General features: G+C 69.2%; 28 protein-coding genes and 1 pseudogene. 17 read left to right on the top strand and 12 right to left on the bottom strand.

Going from position 1 to position 23,636, the window contains the following annotated elements; translation table 11 throughout:
- Window positions 1–9 precede the first annotated feature (9 nt).
- Both serB and AB0E63_RS29900 read right to left on the bottom strand, forming a co-directional pair.
- The gene (gene serB, locus AB0E63_RS29905) at window positions 10–1,227 is read right to left on the bottom strand and encodes a phosphoserine phosphatase SerB (RefSeq protein ID WP_360373577.1); all 1,218 of its coding nucleotides are present in this window, start codon (window positions 1,225–1,227) and stop codon (window positions 10–12) included.
- Window positions 1,228–1,280: 53 nt separating this feature from the next.
- Window positions 1,281–2,015: a hypothetical protein gene (locus tag AB0E63_RS29900; RefSeq protein WP_360373574.1), complete on the bottom strand. Its 735-nt coding sequence runs from the start codon at window positions 2,013–2,015 to the stop codon at window positions 1,281–1,283.
- Window positions 2,016–2,076: 61 nt separating this feature from the next.
- On the opposite strand from AB0E63_RS29900, the gene AB0E63_RS29895 reads away from it, so the two are divergent.
- The 4 genes from AB0E63_RS29895 (at window position 2,077) to AB0E63_RS29880 (ending at window position 5,651) form a co-directional block, all read left to right on the top strand.
- On the top strand, window positions 2,077–2,859 hold the full coding sequence (locus AB0E63_RS29895) for an ABC transporter ATP-binding protein (RefSeq protein ID WP_360373571.1): 783 nt from the start codon (window positions 2,077–2,079) through the stop codon (window positions 2,857–2,859).
- Between the two features lie 70 nt (window positions 2,860–2,929).
- Entirely contained in the window at window positions 2,930–3,457 is a 528-nt protein-coding gene (locus AB0E63_RS29890; RefSeq protein WP_360373568.1) for an NfeD family protein, read from the top strand.
- A gap of 159 nt (window positions 3,458–3,616) precedes the next feature.
- Window positions 3,617–4,783 (top strand): SPFH domain-containing protein, encoded by a 1,167-nt coding sequence (locus tag AB0E63_RS29885; protein ID WP_360373565.1) that lies wholly within the window; start codon window positions 3,617–3,619, stop codon window positions 4,781–4,783.
- A gap of 121 nt (window positions 4,784–4,904) precedes the next feature.
- Entirely contained in the window at window positions 4,905–5,651 is a 747-nt protein-coding gene (locus tag AB0E63_RS29880) for a sulfite exporter TauE/SafE family protein (protein ID WP_360373562.1), read from the top strand.
- On the opposite strand, the gene AB0E63_RS29875 is transcribed toward AB0E63_RS29880, so the two are convergent.
- Window positions 5,635–6,285, bottom strand: a complete 651-nt coding sequence (locus AB0E63_RS29875) for a TetR/AcrR family transcriptional regulator (RefSeq protein WP_360373559.1) — start codon at window positions 6,283–6,285, stop codon at window positions 5,635–5,637. The two genes, AB0E63_RS29880 and AB0E63_RS29875, sit on opposite strands and share 17 nt — an antisense overlap.
- A 50-nt stretch (window positions 6,286–6,335) precedes the next feature.
- Between AB0E63_RS29875 and AB0E63_RS29870 the strand changes: the two genes are divergently transcribed.
- Both AB0E63_RS29870 and AB0E63_RS29865 read left to right on the top strand, forming a co-directional pair.
- Window positions 6,336–7,289: a zinc-binding dehydrogenase gene (locus AB0E63_RS29870; RefSeq protein ID WP_360373556.1), complete on the top strand. Its 954-nt coding sequence runs from the start codon at window positions 6,336–6,338 to the stop codon at window positions 7,287–7,289.
- 12 nt (window positions 7,290–7,301) lie between these two features.
- The gene (locus tag AB0E63_RS29865; RefSeq protein ID WP_360373553.1) at window positions 7,302–7,733 is read left to right on the top strand and encodes an organic hydroperoxide resistance protein; all 432 of its coding nucleotides are present in this window, start codon (window positions 7,302–7,304) and stop codon (window positions 7,731–7,733) included.
- Here the strand turns inward: AB0E63_RS29865 and AB0E63_RS29860 are convergent.
- The 5 genes from AB0E63_RS29860 to AB0E63_RS29840 form a co-directional block, all read right to left on the bottom strand.
- The gene (locus AB0E63_RS29860) at window positions 7,730–8,554 is read right to left on the bottom strand and encodes a helix-turn-helix transcriptional regulator (protein WP_360373618.1); all 825 of its coding nucleotides are present in this window, start codon (window positions 8,552–8,554) and stop codon (window positions 7,730–7,732) included. The genes AB0E63_RS29865 and AB0E63_RS29860 overlap by 4 nt on opposite strands.
- 111 nt (window positions 8,555–8,665) lie before the next feature.
- Window positions 8,666–9,760: an NAD(P)/FAD-dependent oxidoreductase gene (locus AB0E63_RS29855; protein WP_360373550.1), complete on the bottom strand. Its 1,095-nt coding sequence runs from the start codon at window positions 9,758–9,760 to the stop codon at window positions 8,666–8,668.
- 78 nt (window positions 9,761–9,838) lie between these two features.
- The gene (locus AB0E63_RS29850) at window positions 9,839–11,392 is read right to left on the bottom strand and encodes a LuxR C-terminal-related transcriptional regulator (RefSeq protein ID WP_360373547.1); all 1,554 of its coding nucleotides are present in this window, start codon (window positions 11,390–11,392) and stop codon (window positions 9,839–9,841) included.
- Between the two features lie 22 nt (window positions 11,393–11,414).
- The gene (locus AB0E63_RS29845; RefSeq protein WP_360373544.1) at window positions 11,415–11,945 is read right to left on the bottom strand and encodes a YbaK/EbsC family protein; all 531 of its coding nucleotides are present in this window, start codon (window positions 11,943–11,945) and stop codon (window positions 11,415–11,417) included.
- Window positions 11,942–12,250 carry a GNAT family N-acetyltransferase gene (locus AB0E63_RS29840; protein ID WP_360373541.1) on the bottom strand — a complete coding sequence of 103 codons (309 nt, stop codon included), beginning with the start codon at window positions 12,248–12,250 and terminating at the stop codon, window positions 11,942–11,944. Before AB0E63_RS29840 ends, AB0E63_RS29845 begins: the two co-directional genes overlap by 4 nt.
- Window positions 12,251–12,378: 128 nt before the next feature.
- On the opposite strand from AB0E63_RS29840, the pseudogene AB0E63_RS29835 reads away from it, so the two are divergent.
- The 7 genes and pseudogenes from AB0E63_RS29835 to AB0E63_RS29805 form a co-directional block, all read left to right on the top strand.
- Window positions 12,379–12,915 (top strand): annotated as a pseudogene (locus AB0E63_RS29835) (MFS transporter); the annotation flags it as partial.
- Between the two features lie 9 nt (window positions 12,916–12,924).
- Entirely contained in the window at window positions 12,925–14,385 is a 1,461-nt protein-coding gene (locus tag AB0E63_RS29830; RefSeq protein WP_360373538.1) for a cobyric acid synthase, read from the top strand.
- A 22-nt stretch (window positions 14,386–14,407) separates the two neighbouring features.
- Entirely contained in the window at window positions 14,408–14,971 is a 564-nt protein-coding gene (locus AB0E63_RS29825; RefSeq protein ID WP_360373535.1) for a DinB family protein, read from the top strand.
- A 4-nt stretch (window positions 14,972–14,975) separates the two neighbouring features.
- The gene (sigJ, locus tag AB0E63_RS29820; protein WP_360373533.1) at window positions 14,976–15,884 is read left to right on the top strand and encodes an RNA polymerase sigma factor SigJ; all 909 of its coding nucleotides are present in this window, start codon (window positions 14,976–14,978) and stop codon (window positions 15,882–15,884) included.
- Window positions 15,885–15,899: 15 nt separating this feature from the next.
- Window positions 15,900–16,310, top strand: coding sequence for a hypothetical protein (locus AB0E63_RS29815; RefSeq protein ID WP_360373530.1), 411 nt, complete (start codon window positions 15,900–15,902; stop codon window positions 16,308–16,310).
- A 34-nt stretch (window positions 16,311–16,344) separates the two neighbouring features.
- Window positions 16,345–17,466 carry a CaiB/BaiF CoA-transferase family protein gene (locus tag AB0E63_RS29810; protein ID WP_360373527.1) on the top strand — a complete coding sequence of 374 codons (1,122 nt, stop codon included), beginning with the start codon at window positions 16,345–16,347 and terminating at the stop codon, window positions 17,464–17,466.
- A 12-nt stretch (window positions 17,467–17,478) separates the two neighbouring features.
- On the top strand, window positions 17,479–18,621 hold the full coding sequence (locus AB0E63_RS29805; protein ID WP_360373524.1) for an acyl-CoA dehydrogenase family protein: 1,143 nt from the start codon (window positions 17,479–17,481) through the stop codon (window positions 18,619–18,621).
- Window positions 18,622–18,848: 227 nt separating this feature from the next.
- On the opposite strand, the gene AB0E63_RS29800 is transcribed toward AB0E63_RS29805, so the two are convergent.
- The 3 genes from AB0E63_RS29800 to AB0E63_RS29790 all read right to left on the bottom strand — a co-directional run bounded on the left by AB0E63_RS29800 (window position 18,849) and on the right by AB0E63_RS29790 (window position 20,567).
- Window positions 18,849–19,580, bottom strand: coding sequence for a GAF and ANTAR domain-containing protein (locus tag AB0E63_RS29800; RefSeq protein WP_360373521.1), 732 nt, complete (start codon window positions 19,578–19,580; stop codon window positions 18,849–18,851).
- Window positions 19,580–20,257 carry a GAF and ANTAR domain-containing protein gene (locus AB0E63_RS29795; RefSeq protein ID WP_360373518.1) on the bottom strand — a complete coding sequence of 226 codons (678 nt, stop codon included), beginning with the start codon at window positions 20,255–20,257 and terminating at the stop codon, window positions 19,580–19,582. Before AB0E63_RS29795 ends, AB0E63_RS29800 begins: the two co-directional genes overlap by 1 nt.
- A gap of 178 nt (window positions 20,258–20,435) precedes the next feature.
- Window positions 20,436–20,567 carry a hypothetical protein gene (locus AB0E63_RS29790; RefSeq protein ID WP_360373516.1) on the bottom strand — a complete coding sequence of 44 codons (132 nt, stop codon included), beginning with the start codon at window positions 20,565–20,567 and terminating at the stop codon, window positions 20,436–20,438.
- Between the two features lie 197 nt (window positions 20,568–20,764).
- Between AB0E63_RS29790 and AB0E63_RS29785 the strand changes: the two genes are divergently transcribed.
- From AB0E63_RS29785 to AB0E63_RS29770, 4 genes are all read left to right on the top strand, one after another.
- Window positions 20,765–21,361, top strand: a complete 597-nt coding sequence (locus tag AB0E63_RS29785; RefSeq protein ID WP_360373513.1) for a sulfite oxidase-like oxidoreductase — start codon at window positions 20,765–20,767, stop codon at window positions 21,359–21,361.
- On the top strand, window positions 21,331–22,080 hold the full coding sequence (locus AB0E63_RS29780) for a ferredoxin reductase (RefSeq protein ID WP_360373510.1): 750 nt from the start codon (window positions 21,331–21,333) through the stop codon (window positions 22,078–22,080). Before AB0E63_RS29785 ends, AB0E63_RS29780 begins: the two co-directional genes overlap by 31 nt.
- A 2-nt stretch (window positions 22,081–22,082) precedes the next feature.
- Entirely contained in the window at window positions 22,083–22,349 is a 267-nt protein-coding gene (locus AB0E63_RS29775) for a DUF6510 family protein (protein WP_360373507.1), read from the top strand.
- 204 nt (window positions 22,350–22,553) lie between these two features.
- Window positions 22,554–22,766: a hypothetical protein gene (locus tag AB0E63_RS29770; protein WP_360373504.1), complete on the top strand. Its 213-nt coding sequence runs from the start codon at window positions 22,554–22,556 to the stop codon at window positions 22,764–22,766.
- Between the two features lie 68 nt (window positions 22,767–22,834).
- Here the strand turns inward: AB0E63_RS29770 and AB0E63_RS29765 are convergent, their stop codons facing one another.
- Entirely contained in the window at window positions 22,835–23,572 is a 738-nt protein-coding gene (locus AB0E63_RS29765; RefSeq protein ID WP_360373501.1) for a MerR family transcriptional regulator, read from the bottom strand.
- Between the last annotated feature and the right edge of the window lie 64 nt (window positions 23,573–23,636).

The raw sequence follows: 23,636 nt of genomic DNA, 5'->3' as shown, positions 1-23,636 counted from the left end.
TTGTTGCAATCAGGCCGGGTTTTCCGCGTCGGCGGCTTCGACTTCCTCGCGGCTGATACCGAGCAGGTAGAGGATCGTGTCCAGGTAGGGGACGCTCAGGTGGGTGTCCGCCGCGGCCCGGACGACCGGCTTGGCGTTGAAGGCGACGCCGAGACCGGCGGCGGCGAGCATGTCGAGGTCGTTGGCGCCGTCGCCGATCGCGACCGTCTGGGACAGCGGCGTACCGGACCGGGCCGCGAACTGGCGCAGCGCGGTGGCCTTGCCGGGCCGGTCGACGATCTCGCCGATGACCCGGCCGGTGAGCTTGCCGTCGACGATCTCGAGCTCGTTCGCCTTGGCGTAGTCGATGCCGAGCTCGGCGGCCAGCTTGTCGGTGATCTGGCTGAATCCACCGCTGACGATCGCGAACTGGTACCCGAGCCGCTTGAGCGTGCGCACCAGCGTCCGGGCTCCGGGGGCCAGCTCGATCGCGGCGTACACCTCGTCCAGAGCCGACACCGGCAGGCCCTCGAGCCGGGCGACCCGGTGCCGCAGCGACTCCGCGAAGTCGAGCTCACCGCGCATCGCCTGTTCGGTGACGGCGGCAACCTCCGCCTCCCGGCCCGCGTGCCCGGCGAGCATCTCGATCACCTCGCCCTGGATCAGGGTCGAGTCGACGTCCATCACGATCAGCCGCTTGGCCCGGCGGTACAGCCCGCCGTCCTGGACGGCGACATCGAGCCCCTGCCGGACACCTTCCAGCGCGAGCACGGTCCGCAGCGCTTCCGGATCGGCACCGGAGACGGCGAACTCCATCGCGGTCACCGGGTAGCGCGCCATCCGGCTGATCCGGTCGATGTTCGCGCCGGTGTCGGCGATCCGGCCGGCGATCGCGGCCAGGCCCTCCGCGGACAGCGGATGCCCGATGACGGTCACCTGGCTGCGGCCCTTGCGCCGCGGTTCGTTGTCGCCGACACCCTTCTTCACCGAGATCTCGACGTCGAGAACGCTCGCCAGGGCCTTCAGTTCTTCCTTGAGGCTCTTGTGGTCGCGCGGCGCGGACAGCAGGACGCCGAGCACCAGCCGGCCCCGGAGGACGACCTGTTCGGCGTCGATCACCTCGAGCCCGCGGCCGGCGAGCGTCGAGAGCACAGCCGACGTCAGCCCCGGCCGGTCCGTGCCCGTCAACGTCACCAGCAGCGTCGGCCGCTCAGCCGCCCGCCTCTCAACCTCACCGAGATCAGTCATGGCACCACGAACGCTACCTAAAGCAGTTGTCGTTGCGCCGTTCGGTCCAGATCTCAAGCATGAACAGGCGGAGCGCAGGCGGCGACCAGGGCTCGGCGGGCGGCGGAGGCGAGGTCGAGGAGGGCGCGGCGGCGGGCGTCGGCCTCGGCTCCGGTGACCGCGGCGCCGTCGTCCTCGAGCGCCGCGTCCGCGATCGCCAGACAGCGGCGAGCCGTTGCCGCTGCCTTCACCGCACGCGGTTGGTAGCCGGGGGCAAGGTCGTCGTTCTTGCCGGTGCCGATCCGCCGGATGTCGATCAGCGCGTCCGCGACCTCCGGCTTCCACCGCGCGACGTCGAGATCAGCCAGTGACTCGGCCGCTTCGATCAACGCCTGCCGCAGACCGCGATCCGCCTCACCGAAGTCGGCCGGCGGCGGGCTCGTAGCCGGCAACACTGTCCACTGCACGGCCGGACCGACGTACGCCGGAACCAGTCCGATCGCGGCGCCCGTGAGTACGACGGCCTCGCCGGTCTCCAACGCGGCCTCGTTGAACGACGGGGGACCGGCCAGTCCGATCGGATCACCCGGAACGGGCAACGCGAGGTGGGCCTGGGTCGCACCGGCAGCGCGCAACAGGTTCAGCGCGACCGGCAACGTGGCCGGTTCCGGATGCGCGGCCAGACCCGCGACATGGTGACCGACGTCCTCGCCGAGGATCTTCAGCGCGGCGGTGTCGGGGTCGCAGGCACCGGTGAGCATCGCGTTCGTCCACACGGTGAACCGGACGGAGGCGGAGGTGGTCAGCACGCCCGCAAGTCTCTCACCACCCGAAGACACGTCGCGGAGGGCGACCCCTTAGGTTTTGAGCATGACTGCAGTGGTGGAGCTGGCCGGGGTGTCGATCGTTCGCGGTGACGCACTTCTGCTCGAGGGGATCGACTGGACCGTCGACGAGGCCGACCGGTGGGTGGTGATCGGGCCCAACGGCGCCGGCAAGACGACCCTGCTGCAGATCCTCGCCGCACAGATCCACCCGACCGGCGGTGTCGCCGGACTGCTCGATGAAGTGCTCGGTGCGGTCGACGTCTTCGAGCTGCGGCCGCGGATCGGACTGACCAGTGCCGCATTGGCCGACCGGCTGCCCAAGGGGGAGCGCGTCTCGGATGTCGTGGTCTCCGCGTCGTACGCCGTACTCGGTCGCTGGCGTGAGGAGTACGACGAACTGGATCACCAGCGGGCGAAGGAGTTGCTGGCCGAGCTCGGCATCGCGCACCTCGCCGACCGTACGTTCGGCACACTGTCGGAGGGGGAGCGGAAGCGGGTGCAGATCGCCCGCGCGCTGATGACCGACCCCGAGCTGATGCTGATGGACGAGCCCGCGGCCGGTCTCGACCTGGCCGGACGCGAGCAGCTGGTCCGGTCGCTCAGCTCGATCGCGACCGCGGTCGGTGCGCCCGCGATGGTCCTGGTCACCCACCACGTCGAGGAGATCCCGCCGGGCTTCACGCACGCCCTGCTGCTCAAGCAGGGCCGCATTGTCTCGGCCGGTCCGCTGGACCAGGCCCTGACCGCCGAGACCCTGAGCGAAACCTTCGACCTGGCCCTGTCCCTCAAGCAGGAGGACGGCCGCTACACAGCCCGCGCGCTCTGACCGGGAGCGCGTGACCGACCAGACGCGTCCAACAGCCACGGGAAGCCCCCAACGTGGATAGGCTTGGGAAATGATGGATTGGCTGCGGGACAACATGTGGGCGGCATGGCTGACGGTCGCCGCCGTCCTCGGTCTGGCCGAGCTGGCATCGCTCGACTTCACCCTGCTGATGCTGGCCGCCGGCGCGCTCACGGCCGCCGGTGTGGCGGCCTTCTTCCCAGGACTGCTGTGGCTGCAGATCGTCGTCGGTCTGATCACCGCGGGCGCGATGCTGGGAGCCATCCGTCCGCTGCTGGTGCGCAAGATGCATCACGGCACCGAGCTGAAGACCGGCTCGGCCCACGTCATCGGGCGGATGGGGACCGTCGTCAAGGAGATCCACCCCGACGGCGGCGGCTCGATCCGGCTGAACGGTGAGCTCTGGACGGCACGCCCGTACGACGAGGTGTCGACGATCGCGCCCGGGACCCGGGTCGAGGTCATGTCGATCGACGGGGCGACAGCGGTCGTCTACCCGGTCGGCGACCCCCTGCACCACCAGCTGAACAACCCGGAGCAGACCCCGAACCCGAACCCCACCGACCCGCCGCAGAGCTGACGGTTGAGTGGCCCCGCACGCGAAGTACTGTCGGTAGTGAGGGACGGCCTGCGAGTACCTGCTTGATCAGGCAGCCGACGCGCCGGGAACCGGTACGCCAGGTGGACCGTCGATAGGAAAGACTGTCCGTCCTGAGGGTTCTGTCGAGTGGAGGGTCAAGTGACCGCGTTCCTCATAGTGCTGGCATTGGTCGCCTTGCTGGTGATCGTCACACTGGTTAAGTCCGTCCGGGTGGTGCAGCAGCAGACTGTCGGGATCGTCGAACGGTTCGGCAAGTTCAGGACCGGCCTGCAGCCCGGCCTGAACCTGTTGACCCCGTACGTCGACAAGGTCCGCTACACCATCGACATGCGCGAGCAGGTCGTCGCGTTCCCGCCCCAGGGCGTCATCACCGAGGACAACCTGATGGTGTCGATCGACTCCGTCATCTACTTCCAGGTGAACGACCCGGTCCGGGCGACGTACGAGACCTCCAACTACATCCAGGCGATCGAGCAGCTGACCATGACGACGCTGCGAAACATCATCGGTGGCATGGATCTGGAGCAGACGCTGACCAGCCGTGAGGAGATCAACGAGAAGCTCCGGTACGTGCTGGACGAGGCGACCGGCAAGTGGGGCATCCGGGTCAACCGGGTCGAGCTGCGCTCGATCGACCCGCCGCCCTCGATCCAGGACTCGATGGAGAAGCAGATGCGCGCCGACCGCGACAAGCGCGCCGCGATCCTGACCGCCGAAGGTATGCGGCAGTCGGCCGTCCTGTCGGCCGAAGGCCAGAAGCAGTCCGCGATCCTGACCGCCGAAGGTGACAAGCAGTCCCGGATTCTGCGGGCCCAGGCCGAGCGCGAGGCGCGGATCCTGAAGGCGCAGGGTGAGGCGCAAGCCATCACCACGGTCTTCAACGCGATCCACGCGGGCAAGCCGGACCAGGGTCTGCTCGCGTACCAGTACTTGCAGATGCTGCCGTCGATCGCTCAGGGCGACGCGAACAAGCTGTGGATCGTGCCGAGCGAGATCGGCGACGCGCTCAAGGGTCTCGGCAGTGCGGTCGGCCAGGCGGCCGGCATCCCGCAGAAGGCCGAGGGCACGTGGCAGGCGCCGGAGCTCTCCAACGGCGAGGTGCCCGAGCTCGACGGTTCCTTGGAGACGTCCGGTGCGCCGGCCGCGGCGGTGGTCGAGGCCGACAACGCGGTCCGCGAGGCGATCGCCGCGGCCGAGAAGGCCGCCGTCGGCAACCGCGGCCAGGTGCCGGTGACGCCGTCGGTCAACTCGCAGCAGGACCTTCCGACCCAGGAGCCGCCGGCCGTCGAGCCGCCGCAGCGCTGACCGCAGGACCAGGTAGAGGGCCTTCCCGGATTCGTTCGGGAAGGCCTTCTGCGTTACTTGTCTGTTCAACTGACGGACGGATGAGCGCCGGGAGCGGTCAGGTGCGTAAAGTCGGGCAGCGATGACATGGTACGAGGCGCTGTTCGTCCTGCTGGCGGGGATGGGCGCGGGCACGATCAACGCCGTGGTGGGGTCGGGCACGCTGCTGACCTTCCCCGCGTTGCTTGCCGTCGGCATCCCACCCGTCCTGGCGAACGTCAGCAATACGGTCGGTCTCGCGCCGGGTACGGCGGCCGGCGCGATCGGCTACCGTCGTGAGCTCGAGGGCCAGCGCGGCCGCATGCTCCGGCTGATCCCGGCGTCGCTGCTCGGCGGCATCGTCGGTGCGGTGCTGCTTTTGACGCTGCCCGACTCCGCGTTCCACGCCGTCGTACCGGTCCTGATTCTGCTCGGTTGTCTGCTGGTCGCCTTCCAGCCGTGGCTGTCGCGCTGGATCAGCGTGCCGTCGCATCAGCACCGGGGTGCGTGGTGGGTGATCCCCGCGGTGTTCGCGACCGGCGTCTACGGCGGGTACTTCGGTGCCGCCCAGGGCGTGCTGCTGATGGCGATCCTGGGCCTCGGCCTGGACACGAACCTGCAGCGGATGAACGGCCTGAAGAACGTCCTCGCCACGGTTGTGAACTCGGTCGCCGCGGTGCTGTTCATCCTTGTCCACGACATCGACTGGCTGGCCGCCGGCCTGATCGCGGTCGGCTCCACCATCGGCGGCTTCATCGGCGCCCGCTACGGCCGCAAGCTGCCGCCGATCGCGTTGCGGACGCTGATCGTCTGCATCGGCATCCTCGCCATCGTCACGATGGTGTTCTGACCCGTAGTCCGTCGAGCAGCAGGTCCAGGCCGTAGTCGAACTGTTCGTCGCCGCCGGTTGTCCGGGCTAGCTCCGGGGCGAGCTCGACGACTGACGGGAACTCCCGGGCGGACAACGACTCCATCGTCATGCGCAGGCGCCGCCACGCCTCCGGGTCGCGGCGCTCGGCGGCCATCTGGATCTCCCAGGACGTTGCCCCGAGCACGTAGGTGAACAGCGTGGTGTGCGTCCGTGCCGCCGTCTCCGGGTCGAACCCGGCCGCGCGCAGCACGCCGAGCAGGCCTTCGGCCACCCGGGCGGTCTCGTGCCCGCTCAGCGGCCGGCCCGCGAGTAGTTGCGCAAGGCAAGGATGCTGCAGCATCAGCAGCCGCAGAGACCGGCACACCGCCCGCACCTGGTCCGGCCAGGCCACATCCTGCGGTACGGCGGGCAGCAGCCCCATCAGGTGATCCCGGACGGCGTCGTACAGGTCGTCCTTGTTCCGGAAGTAGGTGTAGAGCGCCATCGGGCCGACACCGAGCTCGGCGGCGACACCACGCAGGCTGAAGGCGTCCGCGCCATTGGACTCCATCAACTCGAGCGCGGTCCGCACGATCAGCTCGGAGCTCAACGTGTTCCGCGGTGTGCGCGCCATGTGACGCACCTCCCTTCGATCTATCTAACGTACAGTGTATAGTACGGTGTATGCGAGCGATTCAGATCACCGAGTTCGGTGGACCCGAGGTCCTGAAGATCAGCGACGTGGCGGACCCGATCGCCGGTGACGGCCAGGTGCTGATCACCGTCGACCGGGCCGGCATCAACTACGCCGACACGCATCAGGTCGAGAACAGCTACCTGTCCAAGACCGAGCTCCCACTGATCCCGGGCGGTGAGGTCGTCGGGCACACCGACGACGGCCGCCGCGTGGTCGCACTGGTCGGCTCCGGTGGGTACGCCGAGAAGGCCGTGGCCCACGCGCCGTACGCGTGGGACGTCCCGGAAGGTGTCAGCGACGGCGACGCGCTCGCCCTGGTCCTGCAGGGCACCACCGCCTGGCATCTGCTGAAGACCTCGACGCACCTGCAGCCGGGGGAGTCCGCCCTGGTGCACGCCGGTGCCGGCGGTGTCGGATCGCTCGCCGTGCAGCTCGCGAAGCAGTGGGGCGCAGGCCGCGTGATTGCGACCGCGTCATCGGACGAGAAGCGCAAGCAGGTGCTCGAGCTCGGCGCGGACGCCGCGATCGACGGTACGCCGGAAGGCCTGAAGGACCGGATCATCGAGGCGAACGGCGGCAAGCCCGTCGACATCGTCCTGGAGATGGTCGGTGGGCCGACGTTCGACGAGTCGTTCGCCGCGCTGGCCCGGTTCGGCCGCCTGGTCACCTTCGGTGCCGCGTCCCGGCAGTCCGCCGCGCCGATCGATCCGAGCCGGTTGATGAAGGGCTCGAAGACCATCGCCGGCTTCTGGCTGGCCGACTGCTTCGGCAACCCCGCGTTGCTCGCCAAGCCGCTGGCCGAGCTGTTCGACCTGACCGTGGCCGGCACGCTCCGCCCGATCGTCGGCGGCGAGTACGCGTTGTCCGACATCGCCACCGCCCACGAAGACCTGCGAGCCCGCCGGACCGTCGGCAAGCTCGTGCTCGACCCCACCCGCTAGGAGAAACCTGATATGACGATTGCAGTGGAGAAGGTTCTGTACACCGCGCACGCCACCGCCCACGGCGGTCGCGACGGCAAGGTCGCCACGAACGACGGCAAGCTCGACGTCACGGTCGCGCCGCCGGTCGAGATGGGCGGCAACGGCCAGGGCACGAACCCGGAGCAGCTGTTCGCGGCCGGTTACGCGGCCTGCTTCCACAGCGCGCTGAAGCTGGTCGCGCGCAAGGCCCGCCAGGACGCCGACGGCTCGACCGTCACCGCGTCGGTCGGCATCGGCCCGATCAACGGCGGCGCCGGCTACGGCCTGGAGGTCGAGCTCGAGGTCAGCCTGCCCGGCGTCGACCGCGCGGTCGCCGAGGAGCTCGTCGCGAAGGCCCACGAGGTCTGCCCGTACTCCAACGCCACCCGCGGCAACATCAAGGTCGACCTGACGGTCGCCTAGTCCATTCGAGCGAGGGCCTCTTTCAGGAGGCTCTCGGTCTGGGAGACGGGTGCGGCCGCGATCGTGAGCCCCTCCATGATCGCGACGTACTCGTCGACCTCTTCGCGCTTGTCCAGGTACAGCGCGCTGGCCGCGTGCTCGATGTAGACGACGTCCGGCAGGTCGCCCTCGGGGAACCGCAGGATGCTGAACGCGCCGCCCGCGCCCGGGTACCCGACGCTGCTGAACGGCATCACCTGCAGCGTGATGTTGGGCTGCTGGGTCCACATGATCAGGTGCTCGATCTGGGCCCGGATGATCTTCTCGCCTCCGACCGGCCGGTGCAGGACCGACTCGTCGATGACCACCCACAGCCGGGCCGGGTTCGGCCGGGTCAGGATCTGCTGCCGGTTCACCCGCAGTCCGACCCGTTGGTCGACCTCGGTCCCGGGCAGGTACGACTTGCCGAGCTGGACGACGGCCCGCGCGTACTCCTCGGTCTGCAGCAGGCCGGGGACGAACATCACCTCGTAGGTCCGGATCAGCGTCGCCGCGACCTCGAGGCCGACGTAGTTGGTGAACCAGCTCGGCATCACGTCGCCGTACCGGGACCACCAGCCCGGGTTGTTCGCGGCCCGGGCCAGCTCCATCATCCGGAAGCGTTCCTCGTCGTCGGCCATCCCGTAGAGCTCGAGCAGGTCGCTGACATCGCGTTCCTTGAACCCGACCCGGCCGAGCTCCATCCGGCTGACCTTGGACTCCGACGCGCGGATCTGCCAGCCGGCGTCGGCACGGCTGATCCCGGCCGCCTCCCGCATCCGCCGCAGCTGTCCGCCGAGCATGATCCGGAGCGCGGTCGGACCACCGTCGCCACCACTCACCGTCACTGGATCACTCACTCGACTCCGAACCCACCCTCGCGCGCATCCACTCACCCATTTCAGCCCGCGATGTTACCGCCTGTCCACGGCAACAGGCCGGTCGGCACCCCGCCGAGTCAGATTGCGGACTCGCCGGGCCAGATATCGCGCGTCCCTGTCCACGCCTTGGATGGTCGCGGACGCCACCGTGAACTGGAAATCCAGTCCCAGGAACAGCAGGCCCGGCTCGGTTGCCACGACGCCGCGCTCGTGCCGGACCCGTCCGCCGTCGAACACCGGCAGGTCGATCCAGCTGTGGTCCGGACCGGAACCGGTGCACCACACCACGGTCGACACCTCATCGAGTACGTCGCCCTCCGCGGTCACCGGCCGTCCGTCGCGCACACCCTCGATCCGCCCGATCCGGACGATGCCGGCGGCGTCGAGGTGGGCCAGTTTGTTCCGGGTCAGCGGGAGGCCGCGCTGCTGGGTGCTCGCGATCGCCTTGCGGCCGATCGGTGTCCCCCGGGTGAGCACGTACTTGAAGAGGAACATCACGAGCGGCGTGGTCAGCCGTCCGATGGTGGAGTCGATGTCGACCGGGATCTGGCCCGGGTGCCGGCCGGCCAGCAGGACGCGATGGGTCTTGGCTGCTTCGAGCGCGACGTCCGTACCGGAGTTGGCGGCGCCGACCACCAGCACCGTTCCGTCCGCGAACTGCGCCGGGTTGCGGTACTCCAGCGAGTGCAGTTGCCGGATCGATGGATCGAGCTCAGCGGCGAATGCCGGCCGATGCGCCGTCGTGTGCATGCCTGCCGCAACGACGACCTGATCAGCTCGCCAGTCCCCACCAGTGGTCTCGATCACGAAGCCCTGATCGTCGCGCGACAGACGCGTCACCCGTACGCCGGTTCGGACCGGCAGCTCGTGGTGGACGGCGTACCGCTCCAGGTAGTCGGCCATCTCGTCGCGAGTCGGACAGCCGCGCGTCCCGATCCGCAGTCCCGGAAGACTCGCGTACCGCGGCCGGCTGAACAGCAATAACGAGTCGTACCGCTCCCGCCAGCAGTCACCGATCCGCTCATCCGCAGCGAGGATGACGAAGTCCTCGCCCGCCTTGCGCAGGTAGTAGCCCATCGCCAGACCGGCCTGGCCGCCCCCGATCACCACAATCCCGTTCCTGTTCATGAGTTCACGCTAGGCGTCGGGTCGCCGTCGCCACATCGGCCGACCACGCCAACTCAGTCCGGCGCCGAGTGGTCATTTCTACCCAGTCAGCTTGTGCTGATACGCCCACGCCGTGGCGGCCGCCCGGCTCGAGACTCCCAACTTGCCGAAGATGTTGCTCACGTGCCGGGCGATGGTCCGCTCACTGAGGAAGAGCTGGTCGGCGATGGCTCGGTTCGTCGCGCCGGTGGCGAGCAACCGCAGTACCTCCACCTCTCGCGGACTCAGCACACTGCTGCGATCCGCTTGATCGAGGGCTGCCAGGTCCGCCACCGCACCGAGTCGCTCGAACACCACCCGCGCGCTGTCGAGTTCCATCTGCTCGGCATCGACATCGCCGAGCGCCCGGCAAGCCTGACCCACCAGCAGCCGGGTCCGCGCACCTTCGTACGGCATCTCCAGTTGCTGCCACAGCGTCCAGGCTCGCCGCAACGACGGGATCGCCCCCTGCGGATCGCCGCATGCGATCCGCACCGCACCCTCGGAGTACGCCGCCAGCGCCCGAAGGTACGGCGAGTCCGCTCGAGCCGCCTCGTTCAGCTCGGAAGCGGCCTTGCGGGCGGTCTCGCGGTCGCCCACCTCGATCGCGAGCTCGGCCTGGGCAGCGAGCAGCATCGGATGGTTCGGTGAGAACGGGTCCTCCGCCAGCGCGCGCTCGAGTCCGGCGATCGCGGCGTCGTACTTGCCTTGCATGGCCCGCAGCCGGGCCAAGCCGGGCTGCACGTCCATGCCGTCCGCGGCGGCCGTCTGATAGGCGCGTTCCGCCGCCGCATAGCGGCCTCGCTGGCGCTCCACTTCGGCCAGTCGGTACCACGCGGAGCCGACCGTACCGGCGGACAGCCGACGGCAGGCGTCCTCGGCGGCGCCTGCCGCCTCGGTCCACGCACCGCGCAACTGGAGGATCTGCGCCCGATGCACCAGACACGCGCCGCGATACGGCACCAGGCCGGACTGCTCCTCACACCAGCCGCTCAGCGCCTGCGTCCACTCCTGTGCGCGGCGGATGTCGTACATGTTCAGGGACACCGCGATGACGGCGCAGTAGGCCATCCCGGTGACCTCCGGTCCGACCCGGCCGCTCGTCACGTGCACCATCGCCTCGTCGAAGGCCGCGAGCGCCTCGGTCCAGCGGCCGACCATCCGCAGACAGTTGGCGTGCCCGAGCAGGCCCAGCACCCTCGTGTCCGGATCGACTGCCAACGGCAGGCTGCGCTCGAACAAGGGGAGTGCCGCAGCCCCATCGCCGGCGTACATCAGCAGCGCCGCGTCGGCCTGCAGGAGCAGCCCGGTCAGCTCGCTGTTGTCGTCCGGGACGAGTCGCTCGGTCCGGGCCCGCCAGCCCGCCGCCCGAGCGACCTCGCCGTGCTGCTGCAGATGGAACCCGAGCCAGAAGGCGCTCCGCAACGCCGGCACCAGCTCACCACGGGCCAGGTGTTCCTCGTGCGCGCGCTCCCGGTAGACGGTGACCTCGTCGTCGTGCCCGAGCACGAACGCGGCGACGGCCAGCCGGTCCAGATCCTCCGGTGGCAGCGGACTACGCCGGTCAGCGGCGATCAGTTCAGCGTATTCCGCCGGCCAGTCATGCTGCTCCATCGCCCCATGCCTCGGTCCATCGCTACTGCTGGGCCAGGTCCAGCACTGTTGCTGTCGGCAACTTCGCCAGCTCGGCGCTGTCGAGGAGCAGCTTGGAACCCCGGATCCCGCTGCCGATCACCACCAGCCCGGCCGCGGTGACGCCCGAGTCCACCAGGATCGGCCAGTCCGCGGGCAGTCCGATCGCGGTGATCCCGCCGTACTCCATACCGGTCGAGGCGACCGCGTCGTCCTGGGCGGTGAAGGAGATCTTCCGGACGCCGAGGTGCTTGCGGATCACGCCGTTCACGTCGGCCCGGTCGGTGGCCAGCACCATGACCGCGGCGTACGTCTCCTCGCCGGCGCGCTTGCCGAGCACGATCACGCAGTTCGCCGACGCGGCCATCGGTACGTCGTACTCCGCGCAGAAGGCCGCGGTGTCGGCCAGGCCGGGGTCGATCGCGGCGGCGTACGCCGGGATGTCGCCGAGGGCCTCGCGCACCGGCGGCGCGAGCAATTCGGGTACGTCGGCCGTCGGTCGCCACTCGAGCTTGCCCAGCACCGGGGCCGTCACTCGGACTCCTCGCCGGGGCGCTTGACCAGGTCGGCGTACTCGGTGTGCTCCTCGAGAAAGTCCTGGTAGAACGGGCAGGCCGGCTTCACCCGGAGCCCTTGCGTCCGCGCCTCGTCGAGCGACTGCGTCGCGATCCGGCCGGCTACGCCCCGACCGCGGAAGTCCGGCAGTGTCTCGGCGTGCAGGAAGGCGATCACACCAGGATGCCGCTTGTAGTCGACGAAGCCCATCAGGTTGCCGTCGGCGTCCAGCGCCTCGTACCGGTTGCGCTCCTTGGCGTCCACCACGCTGATCTCGTTCTCCATGCCGCAACTCTAGCCATCGGGTCGGCGTCGTCACCGAGGGTTTGGAATTTGTGACTCCCGGGGCACCGCCGGAGAGGGCTGGCGGCTGTGCTTCCTGATCGGCCCGGTGACGATCATCTTCACCTACGATCTTCGGCAGGTACTCCGTGGCCGCCGTGGTGCTGTTCATCACCGCGATGCTGTTCAACGCCGGTGCACTGAACGCCGCCTCGCTGACCGCCCTGTGGTGCGTGGTCTTCTTCTTCGCCTCGGCCGGTGCGTCGTCGGCGTACCTGACGGTGAGCGAGATCTTCCCGATCGAGCTGCGTGGCCAGGCGATCTCGTTCTTCTTCGCGATCTCGCAGCTGACCGGTGGTGTGATCGCGCCGTTCCTGTTCGCCTCGCTGATCGGTGAGGGCGACAACCCGGCCCGTGGTCCCCTGACCGTCGGATACGTCATCGGCGCCGCGGTCATGCCGGCCGGCGGCATCATCGCGTGGATCTTCGGCGTCGCCGCCGAAGGCCAGTCGCTGGAGAACATCGCCAAACCGCTGTCGGCGCGCGAGCGCGAGTCGACGCGGTTCCAGGGTGCGGCCCCGCGGCTGCCCAGCACCGACGTGCAGGGACGCCGCATCACCCCGGTCAAGCCGGAGGCCGAGCAGGGCAGGCCCACCGACGAGCCATAAGATCACCGGGTGGGTTCGCTCCTGATCGCTGGTACGACGTCCGACGCGGGCAAGACGACTGTCGTGACCGGGCTGTGCCGGTGGCTGGCGCGCCAGGGCGTCCGGGTGGCGCCGTACAAGGCCCAGAACATGTCGAACAACTCGATGGTCTGTGCCGACGGCGCCGAGATCGGCCGCGCGCAGTGGATCCAGGCCGTTGCCGCGGGCGCCGAGCCCGAGGCCGCGATGAACCCGGTCCTGCTCAAACCGGGCAGCGATCGCCGCAGCCACGTCGTCCTGATGGGCGAGCCGTGGGGTGAGCTGACCGCTCGCGGTTTCCTGACCGAGCGGGCCGAGCTCGCCAAGGCGGCCTTCGCGGCGTACGACGACCTCGCGTCCAGGTACGACGTGATCATCAGCGAGGGTGCCGGCAGCCCGACGGAGATCAACCTGCGGCGCTCCGACTACGTGAACATGGGCCTCGCCCAGCACAGCAAGGCGCCGGTGGTCGTGGTCGGGGACATCGATCGCGGGGGAGTGTTCGCGTCGATGTTCGGCACGGTCGCGTTGCTGGACGCCGCCGACCAGGCGCTGATCAGCGGCTTCCTGGTGAACAAGTTCCGCGGTGACGTCTCGCTCCTGCAGCCCGGGATCGACATGCTCACGTCGGTCACCGGCCGGCCGACGTACGGCGTACTCCCGTGGCTGCCCGAGCTCTGGCTGGACTCGGAAGACGCTCTCGACATCCCCGTACGGCGAACTTCCCCGGCCGACCTGCTCACGGTGGCGGTGGTCAGGTTCCCGCGGATCAGCAACTTCACCGATCTGGACGCACTCGCGGTCGAGCCGACCAACAGCGTGTTCTTCACGACGAGCCCGGCCGAGGTGCGGGACGCGGATCTCGTCGTCCTGCCGGGCTCGCGGGCGACCGTCTCGGACCTGGAATGGTTGCGGTCGCAGGGCCTGGCTGACGCTGTGGCGTCCCGGGTCGCGGCCGGCCGGCCGGTGCTCGGGATCTGCGGCGGATACCAGGCCCTCGGCGCCACGATCTCCGATCCTCACGGTGTCGAGGGCGGCGGCGAGCACGCCGGCCTCGGGTTGTTGCCGGTCGCAACGACCTTCCACGCCGAGAAGACGCTGGCCCGTCCGGCCCCCACGGCGTACGAGATCCACCATGGCGTGGTCACGGTCACCGGGGACGCCACCGCGTTCCCGGGTGGCTGCCGCGCGGGTAACATCTGGGGGACCATCTGGCACGGTCTCCTCGACGACGACACCGCCCGTCACACTTTCCTGGCCGAGATCGCCGAGCTGACCGGCAAGCCCGCGCCTGATGGAACCGTTTCCTTCGCCCAGTTGCGCGAGGCGCGCCTGGATCGGCTTGCCGACACCATCGACGAGTACGCCGACACCGCCGCGCTGCTTCGGCTGATCGAGCAGGGCCCGACCTCGGCGCCGTTCGTACCGCCGGGTGCGCCGGAAACTGTCTGACGCCTCGGCTACCGTCCTCCGCATGAAAGCCGAACTCCAGACGTATCTCCAGGCGACCCGGGCGCTGATGCTCGCGAAACTCGACGGGCTGAGTGAGTACGATCGCCGCCGGCCACTGGTGCCCTCCGGGACGAACCTGCTCGGCCTGGTCAAGCACCTGGTCGGGATCGAGTACGTCTACCTCGGCACGAGCGTCGGTCGCCCACCGGCGAAGCAGTTGCCGTGGGACGCGGACGGCACGGTCTGGGAGGGCGCCGACATGTGGGCGCTGCCGACCGAGTCCAGCGACTACCTCACCGGGCTCTACAAGGAAGCCTGCGCGCACAGCGACCGATCGATCGCCGAGCTCGACCTGGACACGCCGGCCGAGGTTCCACACTGGGCTGAGGGCAAGCGGCGTACGACGTTCGGCGCGCTGCTGGTCCGGGTCGTCGACGAAACCGCGCATCACGCCGGACACGCGGACATCGTCCGGGAGCTGATCGACGGTCAGGGCGGCGCGGATGCGGAGATGCTCGACGAGGCCGGCTGGTCGGAGTACTACCTGAAGATCCAGCGTGCGGCGGAGAGCTTCCTGACAGACTGAGTGCGTGGATGACTTCGAGCGTCTGAGGGGACGGCTGTTCGGGATCGCCTATCGGATGCTGGGTACGGCGACCGATGCCGAGGAGATCCTGCAGGACGCGTGGGTGCGCTGGCAGGGCGTCGACCACGCGACCGTGCGAGACCATGACGCCTACCTGGCCAAGGTGGTCACCAATCTCTCGATGAAGGAGCTGACGTCGGCCCGGGTACTGCGGGAGACGTACCTGGGGGAGTGGTTGCCGGAGCCCGTGCTGACCGGGCGGGCGGAGTTCGACGCGCTCGGGCCGCTCGAGGTCGTCGCGGAGCGGGAGTCCGTGTCGTTCGCGCTGCTGTTGTTGCTCGAACGACTCACGCCGGCGGAGCGGGCGGCGTACGTACTGCATGAGGCGTTCGCGTACGGCTATCGCGAGGTCGCCGAGCTGATCGGCACGAGCGAGGCGAACGCGCGTCAGCTCGCGTCGCGGGCCGGCAAACGGATCGCCGCCGGGTCACGCCGGGAGCAGCCCGTCGATCGGGCCGGGTGGCAGAAACTCGTGGAGCGCTTCCTCGCGGCCGCTCGGCTGGGGGAGATCGAGGAGCTGGAGCAGTTGCTGGCCGAGGACGTGGTGTCCACGGCGGACGGCGGCGGCAAGGTCATCGCGGCCAGGAACGCGATCGCCGGGCGGGATCGGGTTGCTCGCTACTTGATCGGCACGCTCCAGCATTTCGGCGCTGGGATCGAGGCGCAACTGGCCGAGGCGAACGGGCGGCCGGCACTGGTTGCCGTCGGCCCCGCAGGAGTCGTGGCGATCTGCTTCGTCGAGGCCGGACCGGACGGTGTCAGCGACCTGCGCGTCGTGATGAACCCGGACAAGCTCGCGTTCGCCGCGAGCCAGTTGTCACGAATCGGACGGCTACCGGATCTGGGCTGGTGAACGAAAGGACACCACATGACGACCCGGAGCACAGTTATGAAGACCTACGTCCGCACGGTCCTGGTGGTCTTCGCCGCCTACGAGATCATCCTCGGTCTCTGGCTCACGATCGTCCCGAAGACGTTCTACGACCATGTCCCGACGGTGAACTGGACCCCGCCGTACAGCGACCATCTGTTCCACGACTTCGGCGGCGCGACCCTCGGCCTCGGCATCGTGCTCACCGCCGCCGCTATCCGCTTCGACCGCTTCCTCACCACCGTCGCCCTGCTGGCGTACCTGGCTTATGCGGTGCCGCACCTGTTCTTCCACCTCGGGCATCTGGAGGGGGACGAATCCGGCTGGTCGATCGCCCTCGCGGTCGTGCTCGCGCTGAGCGCTCTGATTCCGGCCTCCGCGGTGGTGGCGGCGCGCACAATGACTTGACGACTGTGACAGTAGAACTGTCACAATGGCTCGCATGGGTCCACTCGAGGGCGTGAAGGTGGTCGAGCTGGCCGGGATCGGCCCGGCGCCGTTCGCGTGCATGATGCTCGCCGAGCTCGGCGCCGACGTGCTCCGGATCGACCGCCCCGGCGGCGGACTGTCGATGGGTCCACCGGAGCTCGATCTGGTCAACCGCGGTCGTCGCAGTGTGGCCCTGGATCTCAAGAACCCCGCGGCGCCCGACGTCGTACGTCGTCTCGTCGCGCAGGCCGACGTACTCGTTGAGGGGTTCCGGCCTGGCGTCGCCGAGCGGCTGGGCGTCGGTCCGGACGATTGTCACGCGATCAATCCCAAGCTCGTCTACGGCCGGATGACCGGCTGGGGTCAGGACGGCCCGCTCGCGCAGACCGCCGGGCACGACATCGACTACCTCGCGTTGTCCGGCGCACTGCACCTGATCGGCCGCGCCGGTGGTCCGCCCCAGGTCCCGGCGAACCTGCTCGGCGACTTCGCGGGCGGCTCGCTCTACCTGGTCATCGGCGTACTCGCGGCGCTGCACAGCGCCCAGCACAGCGGTCAAGGCCAGGTGGTCGACGCCGCGATCGTCGACGGCTCAGCCCACCTGACCACGATGCTGCTCGGAGCCCTCGCGGCCGGGACGTGGCGGCAGGAGCGCGGGACGAACCAGCTCGACACGGGGGCGCCGTTCTACGACGTGTACGAGACGTCGGACGGCAAGCACGTCGCGGTCGGTGCGCTGGAGCCGCAGTTCTACGCCGAGCTGATCGAGAAACTCGACCTCACCGTCCCGGACCGCAACGACCCGGCGCAGTGGCCCGAGCTCCGGAAGGTGCTGACCGAGACCTTCCGGCAGCGCACCCAGGCCGCGTGGGCTGAGCTGTTCGACGGAACGGACGCCTGTGTCTCGCCCGTCCTCCCGCTGGCCGCCGATCATCCGCATCTCGTTGCCCGAGGCACCTTTGTGGACCACCACGGCATCCGGCAGGCCGCGCCGGCACCACGCTTCGACCGGACGCCGACCAGCCTCGACCGACCGCCCGCGCGAGCGGGACAACACACCCGCGAAGCCCTGGCCGACTGGGGAATCACCGACGTCGACGACCTGCTCGCCGCGGGCGCCGCCATCCAGAACTGAGAGGAACCGCCCGTGGAACGTCAGCTGTTCGACGCCGATCACGATGCCTTCCGGGAGACCGCGCGAGCGTTCTGCGACAAGGAGATCGTGCCGCACCACGACAGCTGGGAGGAGGCCGGCATCGTCCCGCGCGAGCTGTGGACGGCGGCCGGCCAGGCGGGCCTGCTCGGCTTCATGATGCCGGAGCAGTACGGCGGTGGCGGCGCCCGCGACTTCCGGTTCAATGCCGTGCTGATCGAGGAACTGACCCGGGTACGCGCGAGCGGGGTCGGGTTCGCGATCCACACCGACATCAACTCGGCGTACCTGCTGGACTATGCGACCGACGAGCAGAAGGCGCGCTGGCTGCCCGGGTTCTGCTCGGGTGAGACGATCACCGCGATCGCGATGACCGAGCCGGGTGCCGGCAGCGACCTGCAGGGCATCCGGACCACGGCGCGGCGCGACGGTGACTACTACGTGCTGAACGGCCAGAAGACGTTCATCTCGAACGGGATCCTGGCCGACCTCGTCATCGTCGTCGCCAAGACCGACCCCGAAGCCGGTGCGCAAGGCATCTCGCTGCTGGTCGCCGAGCGGGGGATGCCCGGCTTCGAGCGCGGCCGCAACCTGGACAAGATCGGTCTGAAGGCGCAAGACACCGCGGAGTTGTTCTTCGACGACGTCCGCGTCCCAGCGGGGAACCTGCTCGGCGAGGAGGGGCAGGGCTTCGTCTACCTGATGGAGAAGTTGCCTCAGGAGCGCCTGGCCATCGCGGTCGTCGCGGCCGCCGCCTGCGAGAACATCCTCGACGAGACGTTGCGCTACGTGAAGGACCGCAAGGCCTTCGGCCGGCCGATCGGCTCGTTCCAGAACAGCCGCTTCGTACTGGCCGAGCTCGCCACCGAGACCCAGATCGCCCGCGTCTTCGTCGACCGCTGCATCCAGGAACTGATCGCCGGCACGCTGACCATCGCCGAGGCCGCCATGGCGAAGTGGTGGACCACCGAACTGCAGAAGAAGGTCGTCGATCGCTGTTTGCAACTGCATGGTGGCTACGGGTTCATGACCGAGTACCCGATCGCGAAGGCCTACCTCGACACCCGGATCCAGACCATCTACGGCGGCACCACCGAGATCATGAAGGAAATCATCGGCCGCACGTTGGGGGTGTAGCCCGCTCGCAGGAAACCCGCCACTGCTGCGCCCGCGGATGGCGCAGCGTGGCGGGTCCTGCGCCTGATCCGCCAGCCATCCGGTGGGTGCGACCGAAGCTGACTCCTACCGTGCCAAGCCAACCCCTCCCTGTGGCAGGACACGGCCGGCGCCGGGGACTGGGGCTGCCTGGACAGGCCCGCTCAGCGTAGCCATCGACACCGGACTGCGCCAGACTGTGGATCGTTCTACCGCGAGGGCGGGGAGGGGGGAACGGGGATCGCGATCCGATCCTGGACGACCTCGTCGGCGACCGCGGTCAGGCGGCGATTGTTCGCGCGGGCGTAGGACCGCAGCGCGTTGAACGCCTCGTCGACCCCGATGCCGAGGCTGTGGCTCAGGAAGCCCTTCGCCTGCTCGATCTGGATGCGGCTGTTGAGGGCTGTCTGCAGTTGCTCGGTGACGACCTCGTGCCGGGCCACGGCGCGCTGGTGCACGATGCCGATGGTGGCGGCGTCGGCCAGCGCTTGCCCGAGCGCGATCGTGGCGTCGTCCAGCGGTACCGTCGCGGGGCCGAACAGGTTCACGGCTCCGAGGACGGTGTCACGCAGCCGCATCGGCAACGCCTGCACCGAGAAGTAGCCGGCCGCTACGGCCGCGGCCGCGAACTGTGGCCAGCGCGGGTCACCGGCGCGGAGGTCGGCGTGCACCGGTTGTCCGGTGGCGATCGCGTCCAGGCAGGGCCCCTCGGAGTTCTGCAGCTGGATCAGCTCCACCAGCCGGGCCTCCTCGGTCGAGGCCGCCACCAGGTTGAGTGCGCCGCGGTGGTCGACGACCAGGATGCCGCAGGCCGAGACGCCCAGGAGCTCACTGCAGCGTTCCGCGAGCCGGTCCAGGAAGTCGATGATGTCGAAATCCTCGACCAGCGTGTCGACGAGCTCGATGAACACCTCTCGCACTCTCCGATCTGCTGTGCTCATCAGTTCTCCTCCTGTTTGTGCTCGTTGATGCCTTCGCCGCGGTCGCTCTCCAGGACCAGCCGGCCCGCCATCACCTCGACAGCGATCTCGTGCAACGGGCGTTCCCGGCTGTACGCGTAGGCGCGCAGCCGGCTCAAGGCGTCGGCGACATCGATGCGCTGCTGGGCGGCGACGACCCCGGCAGCCTGGTGCACCTCGGCCCGCCGCGCGGAGAACGCCGCATCGATCACGTCGGTCAGGTCGGTGCTGAGGCCGTGCCGGTGGTCCAGCGCCAGGACGAACACCGCGTCTGCAAACATCAGGGCGTCCTGGAGCTGCTCGGGTCGCAGCGGTCCGGCCTGCTCCCGGTACACGCTCAGCACCCCCAGCCGGGCAGCTCCAGCGCCGACCGGAAACGCGAACAGACCGTGCACGCCTCGCGCGGTAGCGGCTGCGGAGAACGCCGGCCACCGCTGGCCGGCGGAGAGGTCGGAGAGGTCAGCCCGCAGGACCGGCGCACCCGTTGCGACGACGTCACCGGTCGGTCCTTCCCCAAGGGTGGCCTGCAGCTCTTCCAGCTCGGCTGTCTGCGCATCGGAGGCCAGCAACGGCTCCAGGAGCTGGCCGTTGCGCTGCATCGACAACCCGGCGCCCATCGCGTCCAGGGCCTTGGCGCACGCGATCACGGCGTACCGCATGGCCGGCGATGCGCCTGCGCTCTTGGCAGCAGCATCGATCGCCCCCCATACCCTGGCACCGCGGTCGTGATCCACCCATTCCGTCCACAGTCGGGCCGCCGCCGGGCGGATGCTCCACCCTAGCGGTACCACCGCCAGAGATCTCATCATCTCCACGCCGTACCCCGTTGACTGATCTTCACTCGTCCGCCGACGGCTCCTCGAGCGGTGTCTCGGCCGATTCCGAGTCGGCCGTCGGTCGTTCGGCCGGCCGCGCGCCCGCGGTCGGCGTCGTTTCGCCGACGGGTCTCAATCCGAACCATTCGCTCATCGGTCCACCCTCTGGGGAACGGTCGCGCGAAGCGCGCCGCCGAGGTCCAGGGCAGCACCACAGACCTGAAGTCTAGGCCGATTCCGGGCGTGGCGCTCGCCCTCGCGGGCGCGCCGGTTCGACGAATTCCCGGCCAGGGGATGGAGTTCGGGCGGAGCCGTGGTTGACTTCCCCTCAGGATCTTCAGGGAGGTCGACATGGGCATCGTGTCGCCAGGGTTCACCGGTCGTCGCGGGGGTGGGGCGGATCTGCCGCCGGGGCAGTATCTGACCAGGGATTTCCCGGTGTTGTCGGCCGGTCCGACTCCGCACGTCCTGACCGAGCACTGGGAGTTCACGGTCACCACCGAGACGGGCGAGATGTCCCGGTGGGACTGGGCCGGGCTGCTCGCGTTGCCGGCCGAGGACATCACCAAGGACATCCACTGCGTGACCCGGTGGTCGAAGCTGCGGACGGAGTGGAAGGGCGTCTCGCTCGACACACTACTCGCTGATGTCGAGACCGGCGCCGACTTCGCACTTGCGCACAGCTACGGCGGGTACACGACCAATCTGCCGCTGGAGGACCTGCTCGACGGCCAGGCCTGGATCGTGTACGAGTACGACGGTGAGCCGCTGGACCCCGAACACGGTGGCCCGGCCCGCCTGCTCGTGCCGCACCTGTACTTCTGGAAGAGCGCGAAGTGGGTCCGCGGACTGGTCCTGACTGACACCGAGGACCTCGGCTTCTGGGAGACCGCCGGCTACCACGAGTACGGAGACCCATGGAAAGAACAGCGATACGCCGGCGACTGACCTGGCAGACAGCCACAGTCTCCGACGTACGGCGTGAGACGGCGACCGCCCGGACGATCGTGCTCGACGTGCCCGAGTGGCCCGGGCACCTCGCCGGGCAGCACCTGGACGTCCGGCTGACCGCACCGGATGGCTACCGGGCCTCCCGTTCGTACTCGATCGCCTCGGCGTGGACCGGCGGCGACACCATCGAGCTGACTGTCGAGCAGGTGCCCGACGGTGAGGTCTCGTCGTACCTGGTCGACGTACTGAAGGTCGGCGACCCGCTGGAGATCCGTGGTCCGGTCGGCGGGTGGTTCGTCTGGAAGCCGGAGCAGGAGGGGCCGGTCCAGCTGATCGGCGGGGGATCGGGGGTCGTCCCGCTGCGGGCGATGCTGCGCGCCCACGCCGCCGCGGACAGTACGACGCCGGTCCGGCTGATCTATTCGGTACGGCGTCCTGCCTCGGTGATCTACGTGGCCGACCTGAAGGAGCTGGCCGGCTCCGACGATGTCGACGTACGACTCGTCTACACGCGCGAGGCGCCGGCGGGTGAGCCGCGGGTGGGACGGATCGATGCCGACGTGATCGAGCGACTCGCGTTCCGGCCCGAGGACGCGCCGACGACGTACGTGTGCGGGCCGACGCCGTTCGTGGAGACGGTGGCGGATCTGCTGGTCGCGGCCGGGCACGACCCGGCCCGGGTGAGAACAGAGCGGTTCGGACCGACAGGAGGGTAACGATGACTGAACCCAGTTATCTCGACGGCAATGCCGCGGCCGGAGCCATGAGTGAGCTCTTCGCCGTCGACATCACCGCCGCGATCACCCGCTGCGCGGCCTGCGGTCAGATGGGAGTGTTCGCGGACTCGCACGTTTATATGAACGCCCCCGGCCTGGTCGCCCGGTGCCGAGGCTGCGACAGCGTCCTCGTCCGGGTGGTGACGACAGGCGAGGAGACGTACCTCGACCTGCGCGGGCTCACCTACCTCCGCATCCCTAGCGCCTAGACCGCACCACCTTGCAACCCCGGTCACAGACCCGACCGGGGACTCAACGCGCCGCCTGTGCTGGCGGGTGCCGGTGGCAAACAAACGGATGACAACTGGACGGCCGGTGCGGGGTCGCCGCACTGAGCTGGTGATATGCAGACCGGAAGCGTAGCGTGAGCACCGCCCCGGACCCTGGCGCCGATCGTCGCGCTGGAGAGGGTCATGGACTCACAATTCCTGGATCGATTGGCGACGTCCGAGCGCCTGGAATCCTGGCAACCCGGGGATCTCGCGGCCGCGCTGGAGGTCGTCGAACGACTGGACGCCGCGCGTCAGGGACCGGACGGGAGCCTGCGGGCGCTGGACATCAGGCTGGCGATCTGCCGGCAACGGCTGCAGTTCGAGCTCGACCGCCGGGCGGCAGAGACCGGCTAGCGGCATCTTGAACCGCTGGACCGTCCGCGAGTGTCAGGGGAACTCGTGGGGAGGGGACGGTCCAGCCCTCAGCGGCGCTGTTTGCTCTGCGTCCGGCGAATGGTGTCGCGCTGGGTCTCGCCGACGGCGCGTTCGTAGGCGAGCACGAGCCCCTGGATCGTGACCGGCTTGAACCGCTCGACCAGCTGCTGGATGTGCTCGGGCGGTCCGCCGGAGTCCCGGTAGTGCGGCCAGACCTTGGTCCGGAATACCTCGGTCAGTTCCTCGGCGATGGCGCGACCGTGCTCGGTGAAGATCCGGCCCGCGGAGAGCACCGCCTCGACCGGCAGGTCCAGGTCGAGCAGCTCGACCCCGAGGCTGAGGTGCGACGTCGCGACCTGGAAGACGTCCTCGTCGGGCGTCGGCTCCACCACGCCGAGCGCGACCAGCATCTCGATGTCGTCGTCGGTCAGTTCGCGACCGGTCCGGCGTACGAGCGTGGCGCGGTTGAGGGTCTCGGGCAGGTCGCGCATCCACGGCGTGAGCAGGGTGCGGTGCAGCGCGATGTCCTGCGGGGTCGCGTCGGTCGGGATGCGCTCCAGGTACCCCTCGATCGCCGACAGTGTGAACCCGTGCGCCTGCAACTCGCGGACCAGGTCGAGCCGGGCGATGTGCTCCGGCCCGTAGTAACCCACCCGTCCGCGCCGGATTGGCGGCGGGATCAGCCCGCGCCCGGCGTAGAACCGCAGCGTCCGCACTGTCATCCCGACCCGTGTCGACAACTCGTCGACCGTAAGGGTCGCAGCATCCCCCGTGACTTCCGACATGGCGGAGATCATAACGACCCCTCCTTGACCATCGTGACAGCGATACTGTCACAATCGGATGGAC

The sequence above is a fragment of the Kribbella sp. NPDC026596 genome (assembly GCF_040638415.1).
Classification (GTDB): domain Bacteria; phylum Actinomycetota; class Actinomycetes; order Propionibacteriales; family Kribbellaceae; genus Kribbella.
Note: the sequence above shows the minus strand (reverse complement) of the source record. Positions and strands in the feature narration are given on the sequence as shown.